22 protein-coding genes are annotated in these 20,054 nt (G+C 70.8%); 9 read left to right on the forward strand and 13 right to left on the reverse strand.

Annotated features, from left to right (window positions below; genetic code table 11):
- Positions 1-89: 89 nt before the first annotated feature.
- Entirely contained in the window at positions 90-875 is a 786-nt protein-coding gene (gene nagB, locus ACYSUO_RS31945; RefSeq protein WP_426901121.1) for a glucosamine-6-phosphate deaminase, read from the reverse strand.
- Between the two features lie 241 nt (positions 876-1,116).
- Between nagB and ACYSUO_RS31950 the strand changes: the two genes are divergently transcribed.
- Positions 1,117-2,181, forward strand: coding sequence for an SIS domain-containing protein (locus tag ACYSUO_RS31950; RefSeq protein WP_461779696.1), 1,065 nt, complete (start codon positions 1,117-1,119; stop codon positions 2,179-2,181).
- Between the two features lie 420 nt (positions 2,182-2,601).
- Positions 2,602-4,068 (forward strand): sensor histidine kinase, encoded by a 1,467-nt coding sequence (locus ACYSUO_RS31955; protein WP_461779732.1) that lies wholly within the window; start codon positions 2,602-2,604, stop codon positions 4,066-4,068.
- Positions 4,069-4,283: 215 nt separating this feature from the next.
- On the opposite strand, the gene ACYSUO_RS31960 is transcribed toward ACYSUO_RS31955, so the two are convergent.
- Both ACYSUO_RS31960 and ACYSUO_RS31965 read right to left on the reverse strand, forming a co-directional pair.
- On the reverse strand, positions 4,284-4,541 hold the full coding sequence (locus tag ACYSUO_RS31960; protein ID WP_016639615.1) for a WhiB family transcriptional regulator: 258 nt from the start codon (positions 4,539-4,541) through the stop codon (positions 4,284-4,286).
- A 319-nt stretch (positions 4,542-4,860) separates the two neighbouring features.
- A complete protein-coding gene (locus ACYSUO_RS31965) occupies positions 4,861-5,829 on the reverse strand; it encodes a diacylglycerol/lipid kinase family protein (RefSeq protein ID WP_461779697.1) in 969 nt (322 codons plus the stop codon).
- Between the two features lie 126 nt (positions 5,830-5,955).
- On the opposite strand from ACYSUO_RS31965, the gene ACYSUO_RS31970 reads away from it, so the two are divergent.
- A complete protein-coding gene (locus ACYSUO_RS31970) occupies positions 5,956-6,399 on the forward strand; it encodes a hypothetical protein (RefSeq protein WP_266713950.1) in 444 nt (147 codons plus the stop codon).
- A 72-nt stretch (positions 6,400-6,471) separates the two neighbouring features.
- Here the strand turns inward: ACYSUO_RS31970 and ACYSUO_RS31975 are convergent, their stop codons facing one another.
- From ACYSUO_RS31975 to ACYSUO_RS31985, 3 genes are all read right to left on the reverse strand, one after another.
- Positions 6,472-7,512, reverse strand: coding sequence for an RNA polymerase sigma factor SigF (locus ACYSUO_RS31975; protein WP_461779698.1), 1,041 nt, complete (start codon positions 7,510-7,512; stop codon positions 6,472-6,474).
- Positions 7,509-7,922: an ATP-binding protein gene (locus ACYSUO_RS31980; RefSeq protein WP_266713954.1), complete on the reverse strand. Its 414-nt coding sequence runs from the start codon at positions 7,920-7,922 to the stop codon at positions 7,509-7,511. The genes ACYSUO_RS31975 and ACYSUO_RS31980 overlap by 4 nt, the downstream gene beginning before the upstream one ends.
- A 265-nt stretch (positions 7,923-8,187) precedes the next feature.
- Positions 8,188-8,448, reverse strand: coding sequence for a UBP-type zinc finger domain-containing protein (locus ACYSUO_RS31985; RefSeq protein WP_461779699.1), 261 nt, complete (start codon positions 8,446-8,448; stop codon positions 8,188-8,190).
- A gap of 51 nt (positions 8,449-8,499) precedes the next feature.
- On the opposite strand from ACYSUO_RS31985, the gene ACYSUO_RS31990 reads away from it, so the two are divergent.
- Positions 8,500-10,098 (forward strand): Na+/H+ antiporter, encoded by a 1,599-nt coding sequence (locus ACYSUO_RS31990; protein ID WP_461779700.1) that lies wholly within the window; start codon positions 8,500-8,502, stop codon positions 10,096-10,098.
- On the opposite strand, the gene ACYSUO_RS31995 is transcribed toward ACYSUO_RS31990, so the two are convergent.
- The 3 genes from ACYSUO_RS31995 to ACYSUO_RS32005 form a co-directional block, all read right to left on the reverse strand.
- Entirely contained in the window at positions 10,077-11,006 is a 930-nt protein-coding gene (locus tag ACYSUO_RS31995) for a 1-aminocyclopropane-1-carboxylate deaminase/D-cysteine desulfhydrase (protein ID WP_461779701.1), read from the reverse strand. The genes ACYSUO_RS31990 and ACYSUO_RS31995 overlap by 22 nt on opposite strands.
- Positions 11,007-11,058: 52 nt before the next feature.
- Positions 11,059-11,649 carry an N-acetylmuramoyl-L-alanine amidase gene (locus tag ACYSUO_RS32000; RefSeq protein WP_327661643.1) on the reverse strand — a complete coding sequence of 197 codons (591 nt, stop codon included), beginning with the start codon at positions 11,647-11,649 and terminating at the stop codon, positions 11,059-11,061.
- A gap of 136 nt (positions 11,650-11,785) precedes the next feature.
- On the reverse strand, positions 11,786-12,019 hold the full coding sequence (locus ACYSUO_RS32005; protein ID WP_461779702.1) for a hypothetical protein: 234 nt from the start codon (positions 12,017-12,019) through the stop codon (positions 11,786-11,788).
- 221 nt (positions 12,020-12,240) lie between these two features.
- Here ACYSUO_RS32005 and ACYSUO_RS32010 point away from each other — a divergent pair, with 221 nt between their 5' ends.
- The 3 genes from ACYSUO_RS32010 to ACYSUO_RS32020 all read left to right on the forward strand — a co-directional run bounded on the left by ACYSUO_RS32010 (position 12,241) and on the right by ACYSUO_RS32020 (position 15,586).
- A complete protein-coding gene (locus ACYSUO_RS32010) occupies positions 12,241-13,647 on the forward strand; it encodes a family 2B encapsulin nanocompartment shell protein (protein ID WP_461779703.1) in 1,407 nt (468 codons plus the stop codon).
- A gap of 112 nt (positions 13,648-13,759) precedes the next feature.
- Positions 13,760-14,863 (forward strand): family 2 encapsulin nanocompartment cargo protein polyprenyl transferase, encoded by a 1,104-nt coding sequence (locus ACYSUO_RS32015; protein WP_461779704.1) that lies wholly within the window; start codon positions 13,760-13,762, stop codon positions 14,861-14,863.
- Between the two features lie 123 nt (positions 14,864-14,986).
- Positions 14,987-15,586 carry a GNAT family N-acetyltransferase gene (locus tag ACYSUO_RS32020; protein WP_461779705.1) on the forward strand — a complete coding sequence of 200 codons (600 nt, stop codon included), beginning with the start codon at positions 14,987-14,989 and terminating at the stop codon, positions 15,584-15,586.
- Between the two features lie 51 nt (positions 15,587-15,637).
- On the opposite strand, the gene ACYSUO_RS32025 is transcribed toward ACYSUO_RS32020, so the two are convergent.
- From ACYSUO_RS32025 to sodN, 3 genes are all read right to left on the reverse strand, one after another.
- Complete coding sequence (locus tag ACYSUO_RS32025) at positions 15,638-16,522, reverse strand: NAD(P)-dependent oxidoreductase (protein ID WP_461779706.1); 885 nt, start codon at positions 16,520-16,522, stop codon at positions 15,638-15,640.
- Positions 16,523-16,579: 57 nt separating this feature from the next.
- Positions 16,580-17,404 (reverse strand): ATP-grasp domain-containing protein, encoded by an 825-nt coding sequence (locus tag ACYSUO_RS32030; protein WP_461779707.1) that lies wholly within the window; start codon positions 17,402-17,404, stop codon positions 16,580-16,582.
- A gap of 169 nt (positions 17,405-17,573) precedes the next feature.
- Positions 17,574-17,969 carry a superoxide dismutase, Ni gene (gene sodN / locus ACYSUO_RS32035; RefSeq protein ID WP_306323441.1) on the reverse strand — a complete coding sequence of 132 codons (396 nt, stop codon included), beginning with the start codon at positions 17,967-17,969 and terminating at the stop codon, positions 17,574-17,576.
- 206 nt (positions 17,970-18,175) lie between these two features.
- On the opposite strand from sodN, the gene sodX reads away from it, so the two are divergent.
- Positions 18,176-18,628, forward strand: a complete 453-nt coding sequence (gene sodX, locus ACYSUO_RS32040) for a nickel-type superoxide dismutase maturation protease (protein WP_461779708.1) — start codon at positions 18,176-18,178, stop codon at positions 18,626-18,628.
- Here the strand turns inward: sodX and ACYSUO_RS32045 are convergent.
- Positions 18,523-19,161 (reverse strand): CGNR zinc finger domain-containing protein, encoded by a 639-nt coding sequence (locus tag ACYSUO_RS32045; protein ID WP_461779709.1) that lies wholly within the window; start codon positions 19,159-19,161, stop codon positions 18,523-18,525. The two genes, sodX and ACYSUO_RS32045, sit on opposite strands and share 106 nt — an antisense overlap.
- A 95-nt stretch (positions 19,162-19,256) precedes the next feature.
- Between ACYSUO_RS32045 and ACYSUO_RS32050 the strand changes: the two genes are divergently transcribed.
- The gene (locus tag ACYSUO_RS32050; RefSeq protein WP_461779710.1) at positions 19,257-20,027 is read left to right on the forward strand and encodes a class I SAM-dependent methyltransferase; all 771 of its coding nucleotides are present in this window, start codon (positions 19,257-19,259) and stop codon (positions 20,025-20,027) included.
- Positions 20,028-20,054 lie beyond the last annotated feature (27 nt).

Below are 20,054 nucleotides of genomic sequence, written 5' to 3' on the forward strand. Positions count from 1 at the left end.
CCGCCGCCGCTCATGCCCCCCGCACACGCAACGGTGCCGGTCACCCCCACTCGGGGTGACCGGCACCGTTATGCGTGCGGGCCGCAGGCCTACAGTCCCTGCCACTCCGGCTTGTTGGCGTACGTGTGGCGGAAGTAGTCCGCGAGCTTCAGCTTCGACGCGGCGGCCTCGTCCACCACCACGGTGGCGTGCGGGTGCAGCTGGAGCGCCGACGCCGGCACCACGGAGGCGACCGGCCCCTCGACGGTCGCGGCCACCGCATCCGCCTTGCCCTCACCCGTGGCCAGCAGCACCAGGTGCCGCGCCTCCAGGATCGTCCCGATGCCCTGCGTGATCACATGCCGCGGCACCTGGCTCAGATCCCCGTCGAAGAACCGCGCGTTGTCCGCGATCGTCTGCTCGGTCAGCGTCTTGATCCGGGTCCGCGAGGCGAGCGAGGAACACGGCTCGTTGAACCCGATGTGCCCGTCCGTGCCGATCCCCAGCAGCTGCAGATCCACACCCCCGGCCTCGACCAGCGCACGGTCGTACGCCTCGCACGCGGCCTGCACGTCGTCGGCGCTGCCGTCGGGCCCCATGAACGCGGACTCGCCGAGTCCGAGCGGCTCGACGACCTGCCGCAGCACCGTCGCCCGGTACGACTCGGGATGCCCGGTCGGCAGCCCCACGTACTCGTCGAGCTGGGCGATCCGCGCCTTCGACGCATCGACCGCACCGGCGCGCACCTGGGCCGCCAACGCCTCGTAGATGGGCAGCGGAGTCGAGCCGGTGGCCACACCGAGCAGCGCGTCGGGCTTGCGCCGCAGCAGCTGGGCCATGGCCTCGGCGATGAGCTCGCCACCTGCCTTGGCGTCCGGAACGATCACAACTTCCACGCTGGGCCTGCCGTTCTGGTCAGAGGAGACGGGATGACATGTGGTATAGACCAATCTAACAGAGCGCGACCCCGCCGGTCAGGCCCTTCACCACACCTCTTCGTCCATGCTCCGCGCTGCGCTGTGGCTCGGCACCTCGAAGCGTCCGGTGGGCGGCGCGGGCCCCCACCGGCCACAGTGGAAGGTGCCGGAGCCGACGCGGCCCGGCCCCGGCCCCCGTCGCCCCACCGGAGGTGCCCGTATGAACGCCACTCCGTCCGACCCGGAGCGCCCCGGTCGGATCATGACGCGGGAGATGCACGAGCAGCCCGACGTGCTCCGGCGTCTCCTCGCCACCGGCGCCCCGCGCATCCAGGACGTGGCCCGCCGGGTCGCCGACCGCGCCCCCCGCTTCGTCCTGCTCACCGCCCGCGGCACCTCCGACCACGCCGCGCTCTACGCCAAGTACCTCCTGGAGATCCGGCTCGGCCTGCCCTGCGGCCTCGCCTCCATGTCCACCACGACGGCCTACGGCGCCCGCCCCGATCTGCGCGACGTACTGGTCATCACGGTCAGCCAGTCCGGCGGCTCACCCGACCTGGTCGCCTCCACGAAGGCCGCCCGCGAGGCCGGCGCGATCACCCTCGCCGTGACCAACAACCCGGACTCCCCGCTGGCCGCCGTCTCCGAGCACCACATCGACATCATGGCGGGACCGGAGAAGGCGCTGCCCGCGACGAAGACGTACACCGCCTCGCTGCTCGCCCTGTACCTCTTCGTGGAGGGCCTGCGCGGGGGCGACGGAGCGGCCGCCGCCGTGCTGCCCGACCACGCCGACCAGGTCCTCGCGCGCCAGGACGAGGTCCGCACCCTGGCCGCCCGCTACCGCTTCGCCGGACGCATGGTGATCACCTCGCGCGGCTACGGCTATCCGACCGCCAAGGAAGCGGCCCTCAAGCTGATGGAGACCAGCTACATCGCCGCCCTCGCGTACTCCGGCGCCGATCTGCTGCACGGCCCGCTCGCCATGGTCGACAACGTCTCCCCGGTGATCGCCGTGGTCACCGACGGCCGGGGCGGTGACGCCCTGCAACCGGTCCTCGACCGGCTCCGCGGGCGCGGGGCCGATCTGATGGTGGTCGGCCCCGAGGCCCAGGTGTCCCGCGCCTCCGCCGGCTTCGTCCTGCCGACCGCCGGGGTGGCGGAGGAGGTGCAGCCGGTGCTCGAAATCCTCCCGCTCCAACTTCTCGCGTACGAGGTGACCATCGCCCGTGGTCAGGACCCCGACGCCCCGCGCGCCCTCGCGAAGGTGACGGAGACGCGATGACCCGCGAATGAACCGGACGGGCCCGGCACTCGTGCAGGGGTACGGACGTTGAAGTGGACGTGGGGAAGTGGACGTGGGGGTGGGCGCGATCGTCGGAGAAACAGACGAGAACAAACCTCTGCCGACGCATAGACATGGGAGAATGGTCTAGTCCACAATGCGTAACTGTAGCTTCCGCCCTCCCCGCACAGGAGGACGGACAGAGGACCCGACGCTCTCTGCCCTGACCGCGTCGGATCCTCGACTGGCAGCCGGGACCGCACACCTGGAAGCCGGTGCACCTGAAGGGCTGCGGTGCTAGGGGAAGGGCTGAGGGTCCCGACCCCCGGCGCCGCGGCCCGTCGGTCTTTCGAGGCCCGGTGGCTCCTCGCTCCTTTCGGAGCCCCGCCGCCCGGCGGTTAAGCTCGGCTCGTGCCCTCCATGAACGATCTCGTACGCCAGCACACCGCCCTCGGTGACTCCGATCTCGAGTGGCTCCACCTGCTGGTCTCGGAGTGGCAGTTGCTCTCCGACCTCTCCTTCGCCGACCTCGTCCTGTGGGTTCCCACCCACGACGGCACGCGATACGTCTCCGTGGCCCAGATGCGGCCCAACACCGGGCCCACGTCCTACCAGGACGACATGGTCGGCCACCTGGTCCCGCGCGGCCGCCGCCCCATGCTGGACGTCGCGCTCGACGAGGGCCGCATCGTGCGCGAGGGCGACCCCGAGTGGCGCGAGGAGGTCCCGGTGCGGGTGGAGTCCATCCCCGTACGCAGGGAGGGCCGGGTCCTCGGCGTCATCGCGCGCAACACCAACCTGCTGACCGTCCGGACGCCCTCGCGCCTGGAGCTGACCTATCTGCAGTCGGCCTCCGACCTCGCGCAGATGATCGCGGCCGGCACCTTCCCGTTCCCCGACCAGCAGGTCGACATGGACGCCTCCCCGCGCGCGGGCGACGGCCTGATCCGGCTCGACGCGGACGGCGTGGTCCAGTACGCCTCGCCCAACGCCCTGTCCGCGTACCACCGGTTGGGCTTCCAGGCCGATCTGGTCGGCCACCACCTCGGTACGACGACGGCAGAACTCGCGCCGTCCCGCGGCCCGGTGGACGAGGCGCTCGCCAAGGTGGCCAGCGGCTGGGCGCCGCGCGAGTTCGATGTCGAGGGGGAGGAGGGCTCGATCCAGCTGCGCGCGATCCCGCTCAGCCCCAAGGGCACCCGCATCGGCTCGCTGGTCCTCCTGCGCGACGTCACCGAACTGCGCCGCCGCGAACGCGAGTTGATCACCAAGGACGCGACCATCCGGGAGATCCACCACCGGGTGAAGAACAACCTCCAGACGGTCGCCGCGCTGCTTCGCCTCCAGGCCCGCCGCATCGAGTCCGACCGGGGGCGCGAGGCCCTGGAGGAAGCGGTCCGCCGGGTCGGTTCCATCGCGATCGTGCACGAGACGCTCTCCCAGAACCTGGACGAGCGCGTGGAGTTCGACGAGATCGCGGACCGGGTGCTCGCCATGGTGGCGGAGATCTCACCGGGTCAGGTGGTGGGCAGGCGCACCGGTCGCTTCGGCATCCTGGACGCCGAGGTGGCGACCCCGCTGTCCATGGTCCTCACCGAGGTGCTGCAGAACGCGCTGGAGCACGGCTTCCGGCAGGGCGACACCGGCAGCGTCGAGGTCTCGGCCGTGCGCGGCGGCACCAGCAAGGAGGCCCGACTCCTGGTCACCGTCCAGGACGACGGCGTCGGTCTGCCCGAGAACTTCGACCCGAAGCGCGCGGGGAACCTGGGCCTGCAGATCGTACGCACGTTGGTGGAGGGCGAGTTGGGCGGAACGTTCGACATGGTGCCCGCACCGGAGCGCGGCACGCAGGTCATCCTCGACATTCCCGTACGCAGCAGCAAATAGCCGATCGGTCGGCCGCGGCCCGTACGCGGCGGCCCGAACACAGCAGTGAGCCCCGGACCGTTGAACGGTCCGGGGCTCACTGTCGTCTCGTTGCCCGGGCTGTGTCCCGGGCTGAGCCTGGGGAGCATCGGGGGTACTGCGCGCTGCGGCTCGGGGGCGGGAGATGCGTACTCGATGTACGCGCCGCCGGGCTCAGGCTCGTGGGGGGTGCGGGATCAGGCGGAGGCCTGACGGGCCCGGTTGCGAGCGGCGCGGCGCTTCATCGCGCGGCGCTCGTCCTCGCTGAGGCCACCCCAGACGCCGGAGTCCTGGCCGGACTCGAGCGCCCACTGCAGGCACTGCTCCATGACGGGGCAGCGGCGGCAGACGGCCTTGGCTTCCTCGATCTGCAGCAGCGCAGGACCAGTGTTGCCGATGGGGAAGAAGAGCTCGGGGTCTTCTTCGCGGCAAACGGCGTTGTGACGCCAGTCCATGGCTGCTACCTCTCCTTGGTATTACGTGCAGGTTGCTTGTGAATGTGAACGCTTTCACGAAACCCTCAACAAGTGAACCGACGAACGTCACATCTGCGACGGATGTCCGTTTCTTTGGGGAGGGGATTCGGGCTCTCTGTGGGGCCGATGTTTCGGGCCGTCCCGAGCGCCATGTAGAGATTCGCAAACCTCGGCGGCGGATACAACCCCTTCTGGAAAGTTTTTTTTGATTCCTCGGTGTCGGCTAGGTCACAGCCGTACTTCCATGGGGTGGATGCTGGCCCAAACGTTCGAGATGAAGGACTTTAGTCCCTTCCACTCACACAATCACACGCAGTGCACGGCGTACGCCTGTGAACGTCACGCTGGTCCGTAGCCCCAGGTGGTCACCGTCCATCTGAAGGGGCAGGGGAGCCTTCGAATGCAAGGTGAAGTCCGTCAGGTCGTGGAGCGTAACCGCGTTCTTGCCGTGCGGTCCGCGCTCGGGTGTGGAGGCGAGCAGCTGGGTGCCGTAACGGGCCACCGCGGGAGTGGAGAGTTTCTTGAGTCCCAGCACGTCAAGGCCGGTGTCGAAGGACGCCTGGGGCGTCGGGTACAGCGGCCGGTTACCCAGGAAGGACCACGGTGATGTGTTGCTGACTATGGAGACGACGAGATCGGTGACCGGATCCTCGCCCGGCCGTTCGAGCGTGATCGTGCCGTGCCGGCGGTCGGCCTCCCCGAGAAACTGGCGCACGACCTGTCGCACGTACAGGGCATGCGTCGAACGCTTGCCGCGCTCCCGCTGCTGCTCCACCCGGCCCACCACGCCCGCGTCGAAGCCGAGGCCCGAGGCGAACGTGAACCAGCGGGCCGGCACAGCCTCGTCCTCCGTGCCGGGGGTGCCCGAGGCGAGGCCGAGGCCCACCGTGCGCCGACGGCCCTCGCGCAGGGCGTCCAGGAGCTGTCCTGTGGCCTCCACGGGGTGGTTCGGCAGGCCGAGGGCGCGCGCGAACACGTTCGTGGAGCCGCCCGGGACGACGGCGAGGCCGGGCAGCCGGTCGAGGTCGGGGCCGCTGTGCAGCAGCCCGTTCACGACCTCGTTGACCGTGCCGTCGCCACCGAGAGCGACGACCAGCTCGATGTCCTTGCTCTCCGCGGCCTGCCGGCCGAGGTCGCGCGCGTGGCCCCGATACTCGGTGGTCACGGCCTCGAGCTTCATCTCGCTCGCCAAGGCGTGGATCAGGACATCACGCGTGCGCGCGCTGGTGGTGGTTGCCGCCGGATTGACCACGAGAAGTGCACGCATGCAAGGCAGCGTACCCAGCGCCCTTGATCGGGCCCAGACCGAGGTGCTCGTCGGGTGACGCTCCCCACAGATTCCGCGTGGGGTCCGGGCTTCGGGGCGGCGTCGGCAGGCGGCTACGCTGCAAAGGTGACCTCAGAGCAGAACCCCGCCCCCGAGACCGACGCAGAAGACGGCCCCCGCCCCGGTCGACTGACCGCCGCCGCGGCCCTGGCCGGACTCGAAGGCCTCGCGCTCGTCGTGGGCGGTGCCTACATGCTGGTCGCCGGCCTGGCCGGGCACCCCGACAACCCGGAGCAGGCCGCCACCGGCGGAGTCACGCTCATCGTTCTCGCGCTGCTGCCGCTGTTCGCCGCGCGCGGACTGCTCGCCCGCAAGCGCTGGAGCCGCGGCCCCGCGATCATCACGCAGATCATGGCGCTGCCGGTCGCCTACACGCTGTTGCAGGCCGACAGCATGGCCATCGGGGGCGGCATCGCGCTCGCCGCCGTGTCGATCGCCGCACTGGTGCTGCTCGTCAACCAAGAGACCACGCGCGCGTTGGGCATCCGTACGCCGGGGTCCTCCCAGTAGCTCGCAAGATCGCACACGAGAAGGCGCCCCCAGCGAATCCGCAGGGGGCGCCTTCTCGTGTGCGTACGGGGGTCACTCCTCGACGAGGAGCCGGTCCCGGAGCTGGGCCAGCGTGCGGGCCAGCAGGCGCGAGACGTGCATCTGGGAGATGCCGACCTCCTGGGCGATCTGCGACTGCGTCATGTTCCCGAAGAAACGCAGCAGCAGAATGCGCTTCTCGCGCGGCGGCAGGTCCTCCAGGAGCGGCTTGAGGGACTCGCGGTACTCGACGCCCTCCAGCGCCTCGTCCTCGGACCCCAGCGTGTCCGCGACCGCCGGGGACTCGTCGTCCGTGTCCGGGACGTCCAGGGACAGCGTGGAGTACGCGTTGGCCGACTCCAGGCCCTCCAGGACCTCCTCCTCGGAGATGGCCAGCTTCTCGGCCAGCTCATGGACCGTGGGGGAGCGCCCGTTCACCTGGGAGAGCTCCGCGGTCGCCGTCGTCAGGGCCAGGCGCAGCTCCTGGAGGCGGCGCGGCACGCGCACGGCCCAGCCCTTGTCGCGGAAGTGCCGTTTGATCTCGCCGACGACCGTCGGCGTCGCGTACGTGGAGAACTCCACGCCGCGGTCGGGGTCGAAACGGTCGACCGACTTGATCAGGCCGATCGTCGCGACCTGGGTGAGGTCGTCCAGGGGCTCGCCGCGATTGCGGAAGCGGCGCGCCAGGTGCTCGACCAGGGGCAGATGCATGCGCACGAGCTTGTTGCGCAGCTCCGCGTACTCCGGGCTGCCGTCCTTCAGGGCGCGCAGCTCGATGAACATCGCCCGGGCACCGCTGCGGTCCCGCGGATCGTGCCGGTCGTGCCGCTCACCGTGTCGCTCGTGGTCGCTCATCAATCCCGCCCGTCGCGCGTCCGATCCCCCTGAGCCCCCGCGAAGTACGGCCCCCGGAGTCGGCGCTGCCTGCTGTGCCGCGTCGGCCGCCGGGTCCGCCGTGTCCTCCGGGTGCGGCAGGGCCTGCTGCTCGGGGATGCCGGTGGTCGGCCGCTGCATCCCGTCCGTGCCCTCGGCCGGGAGATTGAGATCCCGTGTGCCGCGCTTGTCGTCCCGCACCGGACCGTCCCCGTTCCTCACGTCGGGCCGGGGCCCGCGCCGCGCTTCTTGTAGAGGCTGATGGAGACGGTCTTGTCCTCGGCCACCGTGGAGTCGACCTGGCCCGCGAGGGCCGACAACACCGTCCACGCGAAGGTGTCGCGCTCCGGGGCCCGGCCGTCGGTCGTCGGCGCGGAGACCGTCACCTCCAAGGAGTCGTCGACCAGCCGGAACACGCAGCTGAGCACGGACCCCGCGACGGCCTGCTGAAGCAGGATCGCGCAGGCCTCGTCGACAGCGATGCGCAGGTCCTCGATCTCGTCGAGGGTGAAGTCCAAACGCGCTGCGAGGCCGGCCGTCGCCGTACGCAGCACCGACAGGTAGGCACCCGCAGCCGGGAGTCGGACTTCCACGAAGTCCTGATTACCGGGGTCGCCTGCGATCTGGGACACCCTCACCTCCAAGGTGGTACAAGCACTTTCGGGCTCCGGAGGCTTCGTCCCCCGGGTGATGCGCCACTTATATCTGCGGTGACGCTACCGCGCGCCCGACTTTCCTGTCCCGGGGACCCCCGGCCCATTGCTGTCACTCATAGTAAGCCTACGGGTACGGACAGTGGCTAGAGGGTGTGCGGGCTCAATTGGAAAGAGCGGGCGCCGGTTTGACGTACCCAAGCGTCAGTGCGTCGAACCCCGGAGGGGCCGGGCAACCGCCGGGTCAGACCAGAATCGAGTCGACAAAGCACCAACGCCAGCTCTCACCAGGCTCGAAGGTGCGCATCACCGGATGGCCGGTCTCGGTGTGGTGGAGCGTCGCGTGCTTGTACGGGGACGAGTCGCAGCACCCGACGTGGCCGCAGACCAGACACAGGCGTAGTTGCACAGGGTGACTGCCGACGGCCAGACACTCCAAGCAGGTCTCGCTCAGGGGTGCGGGCTCGGGGTGCGGCAGCGCGGCGACGTGCGAGCACTCGTTCATGATGGCCAGGTTACGTCGGGCGGTGCGGAGCAGGGCGGTGGAAGGCGGGTCATGGACGTATTGCCTCTGGTGGGTCTGGTCGCCGCGAGCGCGGCTGTGGCGGGAGCGGCGCGCAGGACGCCGGTCCCGGCACCGCTCCTCCTGGTCGCCATCGGCCTGATCGCGTCCTACGTGCCGTGGGTCCCGGAGTACGTGCTCGACCCGCACGTGGTGCTGCCGCTGATCCTGCCCCCGCTGCTGCACACCGCCGCCCTGGAGAGCTCGTACCTCGACCTGAGGGCGAACATCAGGCCCGTCGCGCTGCTCTCCGTGGGCTACGTCCTGTTCGCCACGCTCGCCGTGGGCTGGCTGGCGTACGAGCTGATCCCGGATCTGCCGCTGACCGCCGCGCTCGTCCTGGGGGCGGTGATCGCGCCACCGGACGCGGTGGCCGCCACGGCGATCGCCCGGCGGGTGGGGCTGCCCTCGCGGCTCACGACGATCCTCCAGGGCGAGTCCCTCGTGAACGACGCGACCGCGATCACCGCCTACAAGGTGGCGCTCGCCGCGGCGGTGGGCGAGGGTGCAAGCTGGGCGGGCGGGATCCAGGAGTTCCTGGTGGCGGCCGTCGGCGGAGTCGGTGTGGGGCTGCTGCTGATGGTGCCGCTGCACTGGTTGCGCACGCACCTCAAGGAAGCGCTGCTGCAGAACACGCTCTCGCTGCTGATCCCCTTCCTCGCGTACGCGGTCGCGGAACAGGTGGGCGCCTCCGGGGTGCTCGCCGTGGTGACCGTCGCGCTCTACCTGGGGCACCGCTCCTGGCAGGTCGATTTCGAGACACGGCTCCAGGAGACCGCGGTGTGGAAGGTCGTCGCGTTCATCCTGGAGTCCGCCGTCTTCGCGCTCATCGGCCTCCAGCTGCGCTTCGTCCTCGAAGGGCTCGGCGAGTACAGCGTGTGGCAGGCGATCTGGTACGCGGTCGGGGTGTTCGTCTTCGTGGTCGTGATCCGCTTCGTGTGGTCGTATCCGGCCACCTATCTGCCGTTGTGGATGTCGTCGCGCATCCGCGCGCGCGAGAGCGACACCGACTGGAAGCGGCCGCTGATCGTGAGCTGGGCCGGCATGCGGGGCGTGGTGTCGCTGGCCATCGCGTTCTCCATCCCGCTGGTCACGGAGGACGGGGAGCCGTTCCCCTCGCGCAACCTGGTGCTCTTCCTGACCTTCACGACGGTCATCGGCACACTCGTCGTCCAGGGGCTCACGCTGCCGCCGCTCATCAAGCTCCTCAAGCTGCCGGGCCGGGACACGCAGGCCGAGACGCTCGCCGAGGCCCAGGCGCAGAACGCCGCCTCCACGGCCGCGGAGGAGCGCGTGGACGAGTTGATGCAGGACGAGCGCAACTGCCTGCCCACACCCCTCCAGGACCGTCTGCGCACCGTTCTTGAGCGCCGCCGCAACTCCGTGTGGGAGCGGCTCGGGCAGCCCAACCCGGTGACCGGCGAGTCCGCCGACGACACGTACCGCAGGCTCGCGCGGGAGGCGATCGCGGCCGAACGCGAGGTCTTCGTACGGATGCGGGACGAGCGGCGGATCGACGACGAGATGCTGCGGACGCTGCTGCGCAAGCTGGACCTGGAGGAGGCCGCCGCCTACCGGGAGATCGACGACTGAGCGCCTTCGAAGGGGGCGCCCGTGATCACCGCGGCGAGCGTCGTGCCGCGCGGGAAGGCGCCCTCCCGGGTGAGGGCGACAAGTGCGTACAGCGCTTTGGCGACATACAGGCGTTCAACGGGCAGGCCGTGGCGGTTCTCGAAGTCCTCGGCGAACGCCGCGAGTTCCTCGGGCACGCGCGCGTAGCCGCCGAAATGGAACCGGTCCTCCACGCGCCAGGAGCCCCGCGGCCCGCCGAACGCCGCCTCCTGAAGGGCGTGCACCTCGGCCTCCAGGAACCCGCCCTTGAGGACGGCGACGCCCATGGCGCGCTGGTCGGGGGAGAGTCCGGCGGCGAGCCCCGCGAGGGTGCCGCCCGTGCCGCAGGCGAGCGCGACGACATCCGCGTGACCGCGCAGCTCCCGGCCGAGGTCCGTACAGCCGTGAACGGCGAGGGGGTTGCTGCCGCCCTCGGGCACCACGTACGCGTCCTCGGCGCCGGCGGCTTCGAGGAGCCCGGCCAGTACGTCGGGGTCGGTCTTGCGCCGGTACGTCGACCTGTCGACGAAGTGCAGGCGCATCCCGTCGGCCGCGCAGCGGGACAGGGACGGGTTGAGCGGGCGGTCGGCGAGTTCCTGGCCGCGGACGACGCCGATGGTGGGCAGGCCCAGGAGCCGGCCCGCCGCGGCCGTGGCCCGCAGATGGTTCGAGTACGCGCCTCCGAAGGTGACGATCGCGCGGCCCCGGGACGCCGCCGCGTCGAGGTTCGGGGCGAGCTTGCGCCACTTGTTGCCGATCAGGTCCGGGTGGATCAGATCGTCCCGCTTGAGCAGCAGACGCACGCCGTGGCGCGCGAAGCGCTCGTCGTCGACCTCCACGAGGGGAGACGGGAGGCGGGGGCGCAGGACGGGGCCGGTGGGGCGGGACACGCGGCCATTGTCGGACACCTGGCCGGTTCCCCGCCCGCGCGGCGACGGGCCGCTACTTGAGCCGGTCCCCGATGCGCTTGCGCATCGACGCCATCGTGAAGCCCTTGGGGTCGATCTTCCCGGGCTGCCACTCCAGGTGGCCGATGACCGAGCGCTCGGTCCAGCCGTGGTGGCGGCAGATCGCCGCGGCCGCTTTCTCGATGGCCTCCAACTGGGCGGCGGGCCAGGGGTCGTCGCCGTTGCCGAGGTTCTCGCACTCGAAGCCGTAGAAGCGGCTGTTGCCGTCCGTGTTCGCCTCGTTGTCGTGCGGCAGGGCCTTCTCGGCGATCACCGCGCGCAGCACGTCGTCGTCACCCAGGCCCGCGTGGTTCGCCCGGCCGTAGCCGACCAGGTGCACGCGGCCGTCCTTCGTGATGACGCCGTGGCACAGCGGGCCCGGCAGGTTCGCGTGGCCGTCGCGGCAGATGCGCACCGTACTGGCGCTGCCGGAGGTCGCGGTGTGGTGGATCATCACCCCGTTCAACGGGCCCCAGTCGCCGATGTGATTGCGGTTGTGGTGCCGCCAGTCGCCGACCTCGACCACCGTCAGGCCCTCGTCCTTGAGAGCCTTGATGAAGCTGCTTGCGGACATGGGTGGGGCCACGGCCGCCTCCTTCGCGGGAGCGACGGCCGCCGACTGCGTACCGTCTCGTACGGTTCGCTTTTACCCGGAACTGCCGTTCAGCGACCTACAGTTCGCATAACGTGCACAAGGTTCGCGGCGTCGGCGGCCTGCTCGCTCAGCTGCGCAGGACGCCGTCCCCGTTCACCGCGATGTGCGACTCGAGGGCCTGCAGCGCCTGCTGCGTGGCCTCCGGGCTGCCGGTGCCCTTGCGCTCCGCGTAGTACGCAGCGCCCAGTCGCTTGAGCAGATCGCCGCCCGCACGCTGCGCCTGCACATCGTCCAGCTTCTGCTTGCCCTGGCTCAGGCCGCGCTGCGCCTGCTCCTTGGCCCGGTCCATGAATCCCGCCATGGTGATCACCCTTCTCGTTTTTACCGTTTCCTGACCAACGCGCGCCGGGATCTTCGAGTTCCGGCCGGTCGCGGAACATGAGCCGGGAGGGGGGCGAAAGTGTCCTCCCCATGCCCCGCCGGTCCGCCATCCATTCCCGCTCATTTGTGTAATGGTGCGATCGCTCTCCGTGCTGAAAGCTTGTCCGCGCAGGTCAGTTCATGATCGGGAGGGCATTGCACATGTCGGTAGGCGAAGAGGTCCGCGAGCAGACCCCCGGACCGCAGAAGAGTCTGGGTACGTCCGCGGCGCGGAACCTGGCCACGACCACCAAATCCGCACCGCAGATGCAGGAGATCAGCTCCCGCTGGCTGCTGCGGACGCTGCCCTGGGTGGATGTGAAGGGCGGCACGTACCGGGTCAACCGACGGTTGAGCTACTCGGTGGGAGACGGACGCGTCACGTTCGTGAAGACGGGGGACGACGTCAGGGTCATCCCCGCCGAGTTGGGGGAGCTCCCCGCGCTGCGGGGTTACGAGGACGAGGACGTACTGGGCGAGCTCGCCCAGCGCTGCACCCAGCGGGAGTTCGCGGCCGGCGAGCTGCTCGCCTCGTTCGGCAGCCGGGCCGACGAGGTGTTCCTGCTCGCACACGGCCGCGTCGAAAAGGTCGGCACCGGTCCCTACGGGGACGACGCGGTGCTCGGAGTGCTGGCCGACGGCGCGTACTTCGGCGACCAGGCGCTGCTCGACGAGGAGAGCATCTGGGAGTACACGGCGCGAGCGGCCACCGCGTGCACCGTGCTCACGCTGCCGCGCGGTGACTTCGAGCAGGTCGCCGAGCGCGCCGAATCGCTGCGCGAGCACCTCCAGCAGCTGCGCTCACTGCCCGAGCAGCGGGCCAACGCGTACGGCGAGAAGCAGATCGACCTCGCGGCCGGTCACGTCGGGGAAGCGGTCCTGCCCGGGACCTTCGTCGACTACGAATCCGCGCCGCGCGAGTACGAGTTGAGCGTCGCGCAGACCGTGCTGCGCATCCACTCGCGCGTGGCCGATCTCTACAACCAGCCCATGAACCAGACGGAGCACCAGCTCCGGCTCACCGTCGAGGCGCTGAAGGAGCGCCAGGAGCACGAACTCATCAACAACCGGGAGTTCGGCCTGCTCAGCAACTGCGAGTACGAGCAGCGCCTGCAGCCGCACGACGGCGCGCCGAGCCCCGACGACATGGACGAACTGCTCAGCAGGCGGCGCGGCTCCAAGCTGTTCCTCGCGCACCCGAAGGCGATCGCCGCGTTCGGCCGCGAGCTCAACAAGCGCGGCCTGGTCCCCGAGAGCATCGACGTCGGCGGGAACCGCATCCCGACCTGGCGCGGTGTGCCGATCTATCCGTGCAACAAGATCCCGGTCTCGGACGCGCGGACCACATCCATCATCTGCATGCGTACGGGAGAGGAGGACCAGGGCGTCATCGGGCTGCGCCAGTCCGGCATCCCGGACGAGATCGAGCCGAGCCTGTCCGTGCGGTTCATGGGCATCAGCGAGCAGGCGATCATCTCGTACCTGGTGACGACGTACTACTCGGCGGCGGTTCTGGTGCCCGATGCGCTCGGGGTGCTGGAGAACGTCGAGGTCGGCAGGTGGCGGTGACGAGCCGCGCCCCGTTCGCCGTGTCCCCGTCCGGCCGGGCGGGTACACCGAGGGGGTACGCGCCCACCCATCGCGGAACCGCCACCGTCCGCACCCTTTCGGGGGTGAGTCCATGACACAGCCGGCCGTGAGAGAGCAGACGCGCGTGGCAGCAGAGGCGACCGGGGCGGCCGCGGCACAGGGGTACGAGGCGCAGGAGGCATCGGAGATCCTGGCGCAGGCCAGGACCGCCGTCGACCCCGAGCTGCGGCGGGCGGTGGACGCCCTGCCGGTGTCGATGCGTCGCGTCGCCCGCTACCACTTCGGTTGGGAGCACGCCGACGGCACGCCCGCCACGGGGAACGCGGGGAAGGCCGTGCGGCCCGCCCTCGTGCTCGCGGCGGCGCGGGCCCTCGGCGGGCGGCCCGAGCGGGCGGTGCGGGCGGCGGCCGCCGTGGAGCTGACCCACAACTTCACGCTGCTGCACGACGACGTGATGGACCGGGACGCCACCCGCAGGCACCGGCCCACCGCGTGGACCGTGTTCGGGGACGCCGACGCGATCCTCACGGGCGACGCGATACAGGCCCAGGCGCAGCGCATGCTCGCCGAGGAGGGCCACCCGGCGGCCTCGGCCGCGGCCGCCCGGCTCGCGGCCTGCGTGGTGGAGCTGTGCGAGGGCCAGGCCGTCGACGTCGCCCTGGAGGGGCGGGACCCGGCGGACGTGTCCCTGCCGGAGACGCTGGCCATGGCGGAGGCCAAGACCGGGGCGCTGCTCGGCTGCGCCTGCGCGGTGGGCGGGCTGTACGCGGGGGCCGGCGAGGAGGAGGTCGAGGCGCTCGACGCGTTCGGGCGCTGTGCCGGACTGGCGTTCCAGCTGATCGACGACGTGATCGGGATCTGGGGCGACCCGGTCCGCACCGGCAAGCCGGCCTGCGCGGACCTGGCCGTACGCAAGAAGTCCCTGCCCGTCGTCGCCGCGCTCGCCTCCGGCGGTGCGGCGGCGGCCGAACTGGCGGCGCTGTACGGGCCGCCGGGACCGAAGAAGGAAGGAGTGGCGGAACTGGAGGCGATCGCGCTGGCCGTAGAGCGGGCCGGTGGCCGGGACTGGGCGCAGGCACAGGCCGCGGACCACATGTCCCGCGCGGTGGACCGGTTGTCGCAGGCGGTCCCGGTGCCGGAGGCGGCGGACGGCCTGCTGTCTCTGGCGGAGTTCGTCACGCGCCGCGGGTACTGAGGCCTGCCGGCCGGGGTGCCGTGATCGCTTACGGCACCCCGGCCGGGGCGGCGTACCCGGGAGTGATCGCTTAGAGTGCCAACGGCCGTGCAGGACAAGCTGGTTGGGCGAGGGGCGAGACCGATGGGTGTGGGTATCAGGCGTGCGGGGGAGGCGGACCGGGATCTCGTGGTGCGGCTGCTCGACGAGGCGTTCATGGACGACCCGGTCAGCGGCTGGGTGTTTCCCGGTGAGCAGCAGCGCCGGGAGCGGCACGCCGGGCTCATGGCGGTGTTCGCGGATGCGACGTTCGCGGACGGACACGTGGATCTCACCGAGGACGGTTCGGCCGTCGCCCTGTGGGTGGACATGCCGGCCGAGCCGGAGGACGAGGGGGACGAGGACGTGCCCGCGCAGGTGCGGGCGGCCGTCGACCCCGACAACATACGGGTGGAGCAGATAGCCCGGTGGACGGAGCAGGCGCACCCCGTGGGCCGGGCGCACGCCTACCTGTGGATGATCGGCGTCACGCCCGAGCGGCAGGGCCAGGGCCTGGGGACCGCGCTGATGGCGCCGGTGCTCGAGCGCTGCGACCGCGAGGGGCTGCCCGCCTACCTGGAGGCCAGCAACCCACGCAGCCGGGAGCTGTACGAACGGCTCGGTTTCGCCTTCACCGGCACGGCGATCGAACTGCCGGACGGCCCGACGGTCTGGCCCATGTGGCGAGAGCCCGCTGCGGGCTGACACCGCTGTGAGCGGGCAGCCGTGACCAGGCCGACGTGGGCAGGTACTCGGTCAGGCGTCGGGGAAGCTGGCGAAGTATGTCGCCGCCATGTCGTCCTCGCCGTGGCCCTGTTCGGACGCGCGTTGGAAGCGGGCGTGGGCGGCTGCCACCGCGTCCACGCGGATGCCCGCGCGTTCGGCCGCGGCCAGTACCAGGCCCGCGTCCTTCGCCGCGTTGTCCACGGAGAAGCTGGGGGTGTAGTCGTCGCCGCGGATGGCCGCGGACTTGGACTGGAAGTAGCCGCTGTCCAGGGGGCCGCCGGTGACGGCGGCCACCAGGTCGTTCGCGTCCACGCCGAGCCCCTGGGCCAGGGCGAGGGCCTCGCCGACGCCCGTGGTCAGCGCGAGCACCCAGGAGTTGAGGGCGAGCTTGAGGCGGCTGGCCGCGCCCGGACTGCCGTCGCCGACCCACAGCGTGCGGGAGCCGATGGCGTCGAAGATCGGCTGGGCGCTCGCGCGCGTGGTGTCGGCGCCGGCCGCGAGCACGGTCAGCGTGCCCTGCTCGGCGGGCTGCCGCGTGCCCAGCACGGGCGCGTCGACCAGTAGGAGCCCGGCGCGGGCCGCGTACTCGGCGAGCTCGTCGATGTCCTCGCCCACGGTTCCGGACTGCACCCAGACGGTGCCGGGCTTCGGTGTGGCCTCCCGGACGACGTCCAGGGTGCGCGGCCCGTCGGGCAGGACGGTCACGACGACATCGGCGTCCCGGACCGCGTCGGACGCGCTGTCCGCGACCGTCACGCCGTCCGCCGCCAGCGGCTCGGCCTTCGTACGGGTCCGGTTCCAGGCCCGCACGGTGAACCCGGCGCGCGCCAGATTGCGGGCCATCGGCGCGCCCATGGTGCCGGTGCCGAGCACGGCGACGACGGGGCCTGCGGCGGACGGGTCGGTGCTGCTCATGAGTGAACTCCCTGGGTGGGTGGTGCCTTCCGCGGGTGCCTCAGTGGTGTCTCCGCCTCAGACGCTAGCTCGTACCGAGGCCTCCATCGCGGTCACGAACGCCTCCCGCGTCGCCTCGTCCACCAGGTCGAGCGAGAGGTACGGGTTGAGGTCCTCCAGCTCCACCAGGAGCAGCTCGCCGTCCGGGGCGCGGCAGGCGTCGACGCGCTGGATGCCGTGCGGGAGCGTGTTCCACTCGACGAAGGAGCGGGCGAAATCCCGGTCCGCAGCGGTCGGTTCGTACGGGCGCAGCTCCCAGCGGCGCGCCGGATCGGGCGCGTACAGGGCGTAGAGCAGCTGGTCGTCGACGAAGTAGAACGAGACCTCGTACTGGAAGTCGATGCGCGGCTGTACCAGCAGGCCGTCCCCGTACGGGAGTTCCGCGAGGTCGGCGGCGGGGACGACGCGCAGCCCTATCGAGTCCGCGCCCAGCTTCGGCTTCGCGATGTACGTGTCGGCCTCCGGCAGCCGGCCCAGGTCCGCCGCCCGGTCGACCGTCGGGATGACCGGATACCCGGCCGTGGTCAGGTCCAGGAGGTACTGCTTGCCGGCCATGTCGGCGCGCCCGGTCAACGGGTTGTAGACGTTCGTGCCGCGCTCAAGCGCCCGCGCGCGGAACTCGTCGTACGCCTTCTGGTAGCCGAGCACCGGGCCGCTGTTGCGGACCACGACGGCGTCGAAGCCGTCCATGAGCGCGGTCGCGTCCAGGGGGTGGCACAGGGCGAGGTCGAACGCGGAGCGCAGCCGGGAGGTGAGGTGGATGTCCTCGTCGCAGTACCGGCGCCCCCGGGCGGGATACGCGAGATCGGTGACGTAGAGGACGCGGGGGCGGCGCGGGGACAAGAAGGGACTCCTGATGGTGCAAAGGGGTGACGCCGGGGGAGCGCGGCGCTTCGGGGGATGCCGAAGGGGCCCGGCCGAGCGGCAGTACCGCTGGGCCGGGCCCCTTCAGAGGTTCACGGACCCGCGGGGGTGCACCGCCCGCCGGTCGCCGATGTGAACAGGGCCTGGGTCAGGCCTTCTTGGTCTCCCAGAAGATCTTGTCGATCTGGGCGATGTAGTCCAGAGCCTTCTGGCCCGTGGCCGGGTCCGACGAGCCCTTGGCGGCCGAGAGGGCCTTCAGGGTGTCGTTGACCAGCTGGTGCAGCTCCGGGTACTTCTCGAAGTGCGGCGGCTTGAAGTAGTCGCTCCACAGCACCGAGACGTGGTGCTTCGCGAGCTCGGCGCGCTGCTCCTTGATGCCGATGGCACGCGTCTGGAACTGCGGGTCGTCGTTACCGGCCATCTTTTCCTGGACGGCCTTGACCGACTCGGCCTCGATGCGGGCCTGGGCCGGGTCGTACACGCCGCAGGGGAGGTCGCAGTGAGCGCTGGCCTTCACCTTGGGGGCGAACAGGCGGGAAAGCATGTAGCTGTTCCTTCCTCGTGATCGTCTTCTCGGGTGCGACATTACTCCGTGAGCAACGGCTTTTCTCGGGTGCCCCCGGCGGCTTAGGACAAAAGTCCGGGGTGAGACCCAGACCCGTGCGTCTGGTGGAGGATGGGACCCTAAGGGCACCGGGCCAGGTCCTACGGGCCGGCGGGAGCAGTGGTGGGAACCGGGGAGGTTTTCTGATGCCCGAGGCGATCGAGGAGATGCGCGAGGCGAAGGTGCCGTTTCAGATCATCGAGGTGGAGGGGCCCTCCATGGTCCCGACGCTGTACCCCGGTGACTGGATGCTGGTGCAGCACGGCGCGCGGGTGCGGGCGGGCGACGTGATCGTCCTGCGCCACCCCTTCCAGCAGGATCTGCTGGTGGTGAAGCGGATCGCCGAGCGGCGCGAGGGCGGCTGGTGGGTGCTCGGCGACAATCCGGGCGCCGGGGGCGACAGCACGGTGTACGGGGTGGTGCCGGACGAGCTGGTGCTCGCGAAGGTGCGCGGCAGGCTGCGGCGCCGTAAGCCGTGGGTCGAGGGTGAGGGTCAGCGCTCGGTGACGGCGGTGCTGTCCTGGGTCTTCTCGGCGGTACGTCCCGTGCTGGGGGACCGGTCGGGACGGTCGGCCTCCAAGCGCTTGCGGGCCCGGTAGGCGGCGACGTTGGCGCGGGTCGCGCAGCGGTCCGAGCAGTAGCGCCGGGAGCGGTTCGTGGACGTGTCCAGGTAGGCATTGCGGCAGGGCGTCGCCTCGCACAGGCCGAGGCGGTCGACGCCGTACTCGGTGAGGTGGAAGGCGAGGCCCATCGCGGCGATGGCGGCGTAGCCGGCCGTCGCGTTCGACGGGTGGTCGGACAGGTGCAGGTGCCACAGCGGGCGGCCGTCGTCGTCGCGGTGGTTGTGGCCGGAGATCTGCGGGCTCACCGGGAACTCCAGGAGCAGTGAGTTCAACAGGTTCACCGCGAGTTCCTCGTCGCCCCCGTCGGCCGCCTCGAACACCGCGCGCAGCCGTCCTCGTACGCCCCTGAAGCGGGTCAGATCGGCGTCCGTGGCGCGGCGGGCCGCCTCCTTGTTGGTGCCGAAGAGCTCGCGCACCGCCTCCACCGACGTCAGGGAGTCCTTGCCGCGATTCGGCTCCTCGGTGTTGACGAGGCGCACGGCGTAGTCCGAGTAATAGGCCAGTTCCACTTGTAGTCCTTACCGGGGCGCTCTATCGTCTTGTCGAGCGAGGGTAATACTTGCTCGCGCTGTCAGGGTATTACAGGGGATCGTGGGAGGGCTTCATGGCCGAGACCGCTGCCAACACTCGTACCACCGACTGGCGGGCCTGGCAGGAGAGCTGGGACAGGCAACAGGAGTGGTACATGCCCGACCGCGAGGAGCGGTTCCGGGTGATGCTCGACATGGTCGAGGCGTTTGTCGGGTCCACGCCCCGGGTGCTCGACCTCGCGTGCGGTACGGGGAGTATCACGGACCGGCTGCTGAACCGGTTCCCCGGCGCCACGAGTGTGGGGGTCGACCTCGATCCGGCGCTGCTGGCCATCGCGCGGGGCACGTTCGAGGGGGACGAGCGGGTTCGGTTCGTGACCGCCGACCTCAAGGACCCGCGGTGGACCGAGGCGCTGCCGCATGACTCGTACGACGCGGTGCTCACCGCCACCGCCCTGCACTGGCTGCACTCCGAACCTCTCGCGACGCTCTACGGTCAGGTCGCCGGGCTCGTCCGCGACGGCGGCGTGTTCATGAACGCGGACCACATGATCGACCAGACGACGCCGCGGATCAATGCGGCGGAGCGGGCGTTGCGGCATGCGCGGATGGCTGCCGCCAAGGGGGACGGGGCGGTGGACTGGGCCGCGTGGTGGGAGATTGCCGCCGCGGATCCGGTGCTGGGCGGGCCCACGGCCGAGCGGTTCGAGATCTTTGGTGAGCATGCGGATGGGGATACGCCGTCGGTGGCGTGGCATGCGGAGGCGCTGCGCGGGGGCGGGTTCGGGGAGGCGCGGGCGGTGTGGTGTTCGCCGTCCGACGCGATGGTGTTGGGCGTGAAGTAAGCCCCCGCGGCGACGGCGTCGAGGTCG

This window comes from Streptomyces sp. UC4497, from assembly GCF_054871485.1.

What these genes read in the sequence shown, in the direction of transcription:
- ACYSUO_RS32025 (WP_461779706.1), bottom strand. Translation starts at nt 16,522, where the DNA reads ATGAGCAGCACCGACCCGTCCGCCGCAGGCCCCGTCGTCGCCGTGCTC.
- ACYSUO_RS31965 (WP_461779697.1), bottom strand. Translation starts at nt 5,829, where the DNA reads ATGCGTGCACTTCTCGTGGTCAATCCGGCGGCAACCACCACCAGCGCG.
- sodX (WP_461779708.1), top strand. Translation starts at nt 18,176, where the DNA reads ATGCCCGAGGCGATCGAGGAGATGCGCGAGGCGAAGGTGCCGTTTCAG.
- ACYSUO_RS31950 (WP_461779696.1), top strand. Translation starts at nt 1,117, where the DNA reads ATGAACGCCACTCCGTCCGACCCGGAGCGCCCCGGTCGGATCATGACG.
- ACYSUO_RS31960 (WP_016639615.1), bottom strand. Translation starts at nt 4,541, where the DNA reads ATGGACTGGCGTCACAACGCCGTTTGCCGCGAAGAAGACCCCGAGCTC.
- ACYSUO_RS32050 (WP_461779710.1), top strand. Translation starts at nt 19,257, where the DNA reads ATGGCCGAGACCGCTGCCAACACTCGTACCACCGACTGGCGGGCCTGG.
- ACYSUO_RS32020 (WP_461779705.1), top strand. Translation starts at nt 14,987, where the DNA reads ATGGGTGTGGGTATCAGGCGTGCGGGGGAGGCGGACCGGGATCTCGTG.
- ACYSUO_RS31990 (WP_461779700.1), top strand. Translation starts at nt 8,500, where the DNA reads ATGGACGTATTGCCTCTGGTGGGTCTGGTCGCCGCGAGCGCGGCTGTG.
- ACYSUO_RS31985 (WP_461779699.1), bottom strand. Translation starts at nt 8,448, where the DNA reads ATGAACGAGTGCTCGCACGTCGCCGCGCTGCCGCACCCCGAGCCCGCA.
- sodN (WP_306323441.1), bottom strand. Translation starts at nt 17,969, where the DNA reads ATGCTTTCCCGCCTGTTCGCCCCCAAGGTGAAGGCCAGCGCTCACTGC.
- ACYSUO_RS31955 (WP_461779732.1), top strand. Translation starts at nt 2,602, where the DNA reads ATGAACGATCTCGTACGCCAGCACACCGCCCTCGGTGACTCCGATCTC.
- ACYSUO_RS32010 (WP_461779703.1), top strand. Translation starts at nt 12,241, where the DNA reads ATGTCGGTAGGCGAAGAGGTCCGCGAGCAGACCCCCGGACCGCAGAAG.
- ACYSUO_RS32005 (WP_461779702.1), bottom strand. Translation starts at nt 12,019, where the DNA reads ATGGCGGGATTCATGGACCGGGCCAAGGAGCAGGCGCAGCGCGGCCTG.
- ACYSUO_RS32015 (WP_461779704.1), top strand. Translation starts at nt 13,760, where the DNA reads ATGACACAGCCGGCCGTGAGAGAGCAGACGCGCGTGGCAGCAGAGGCG.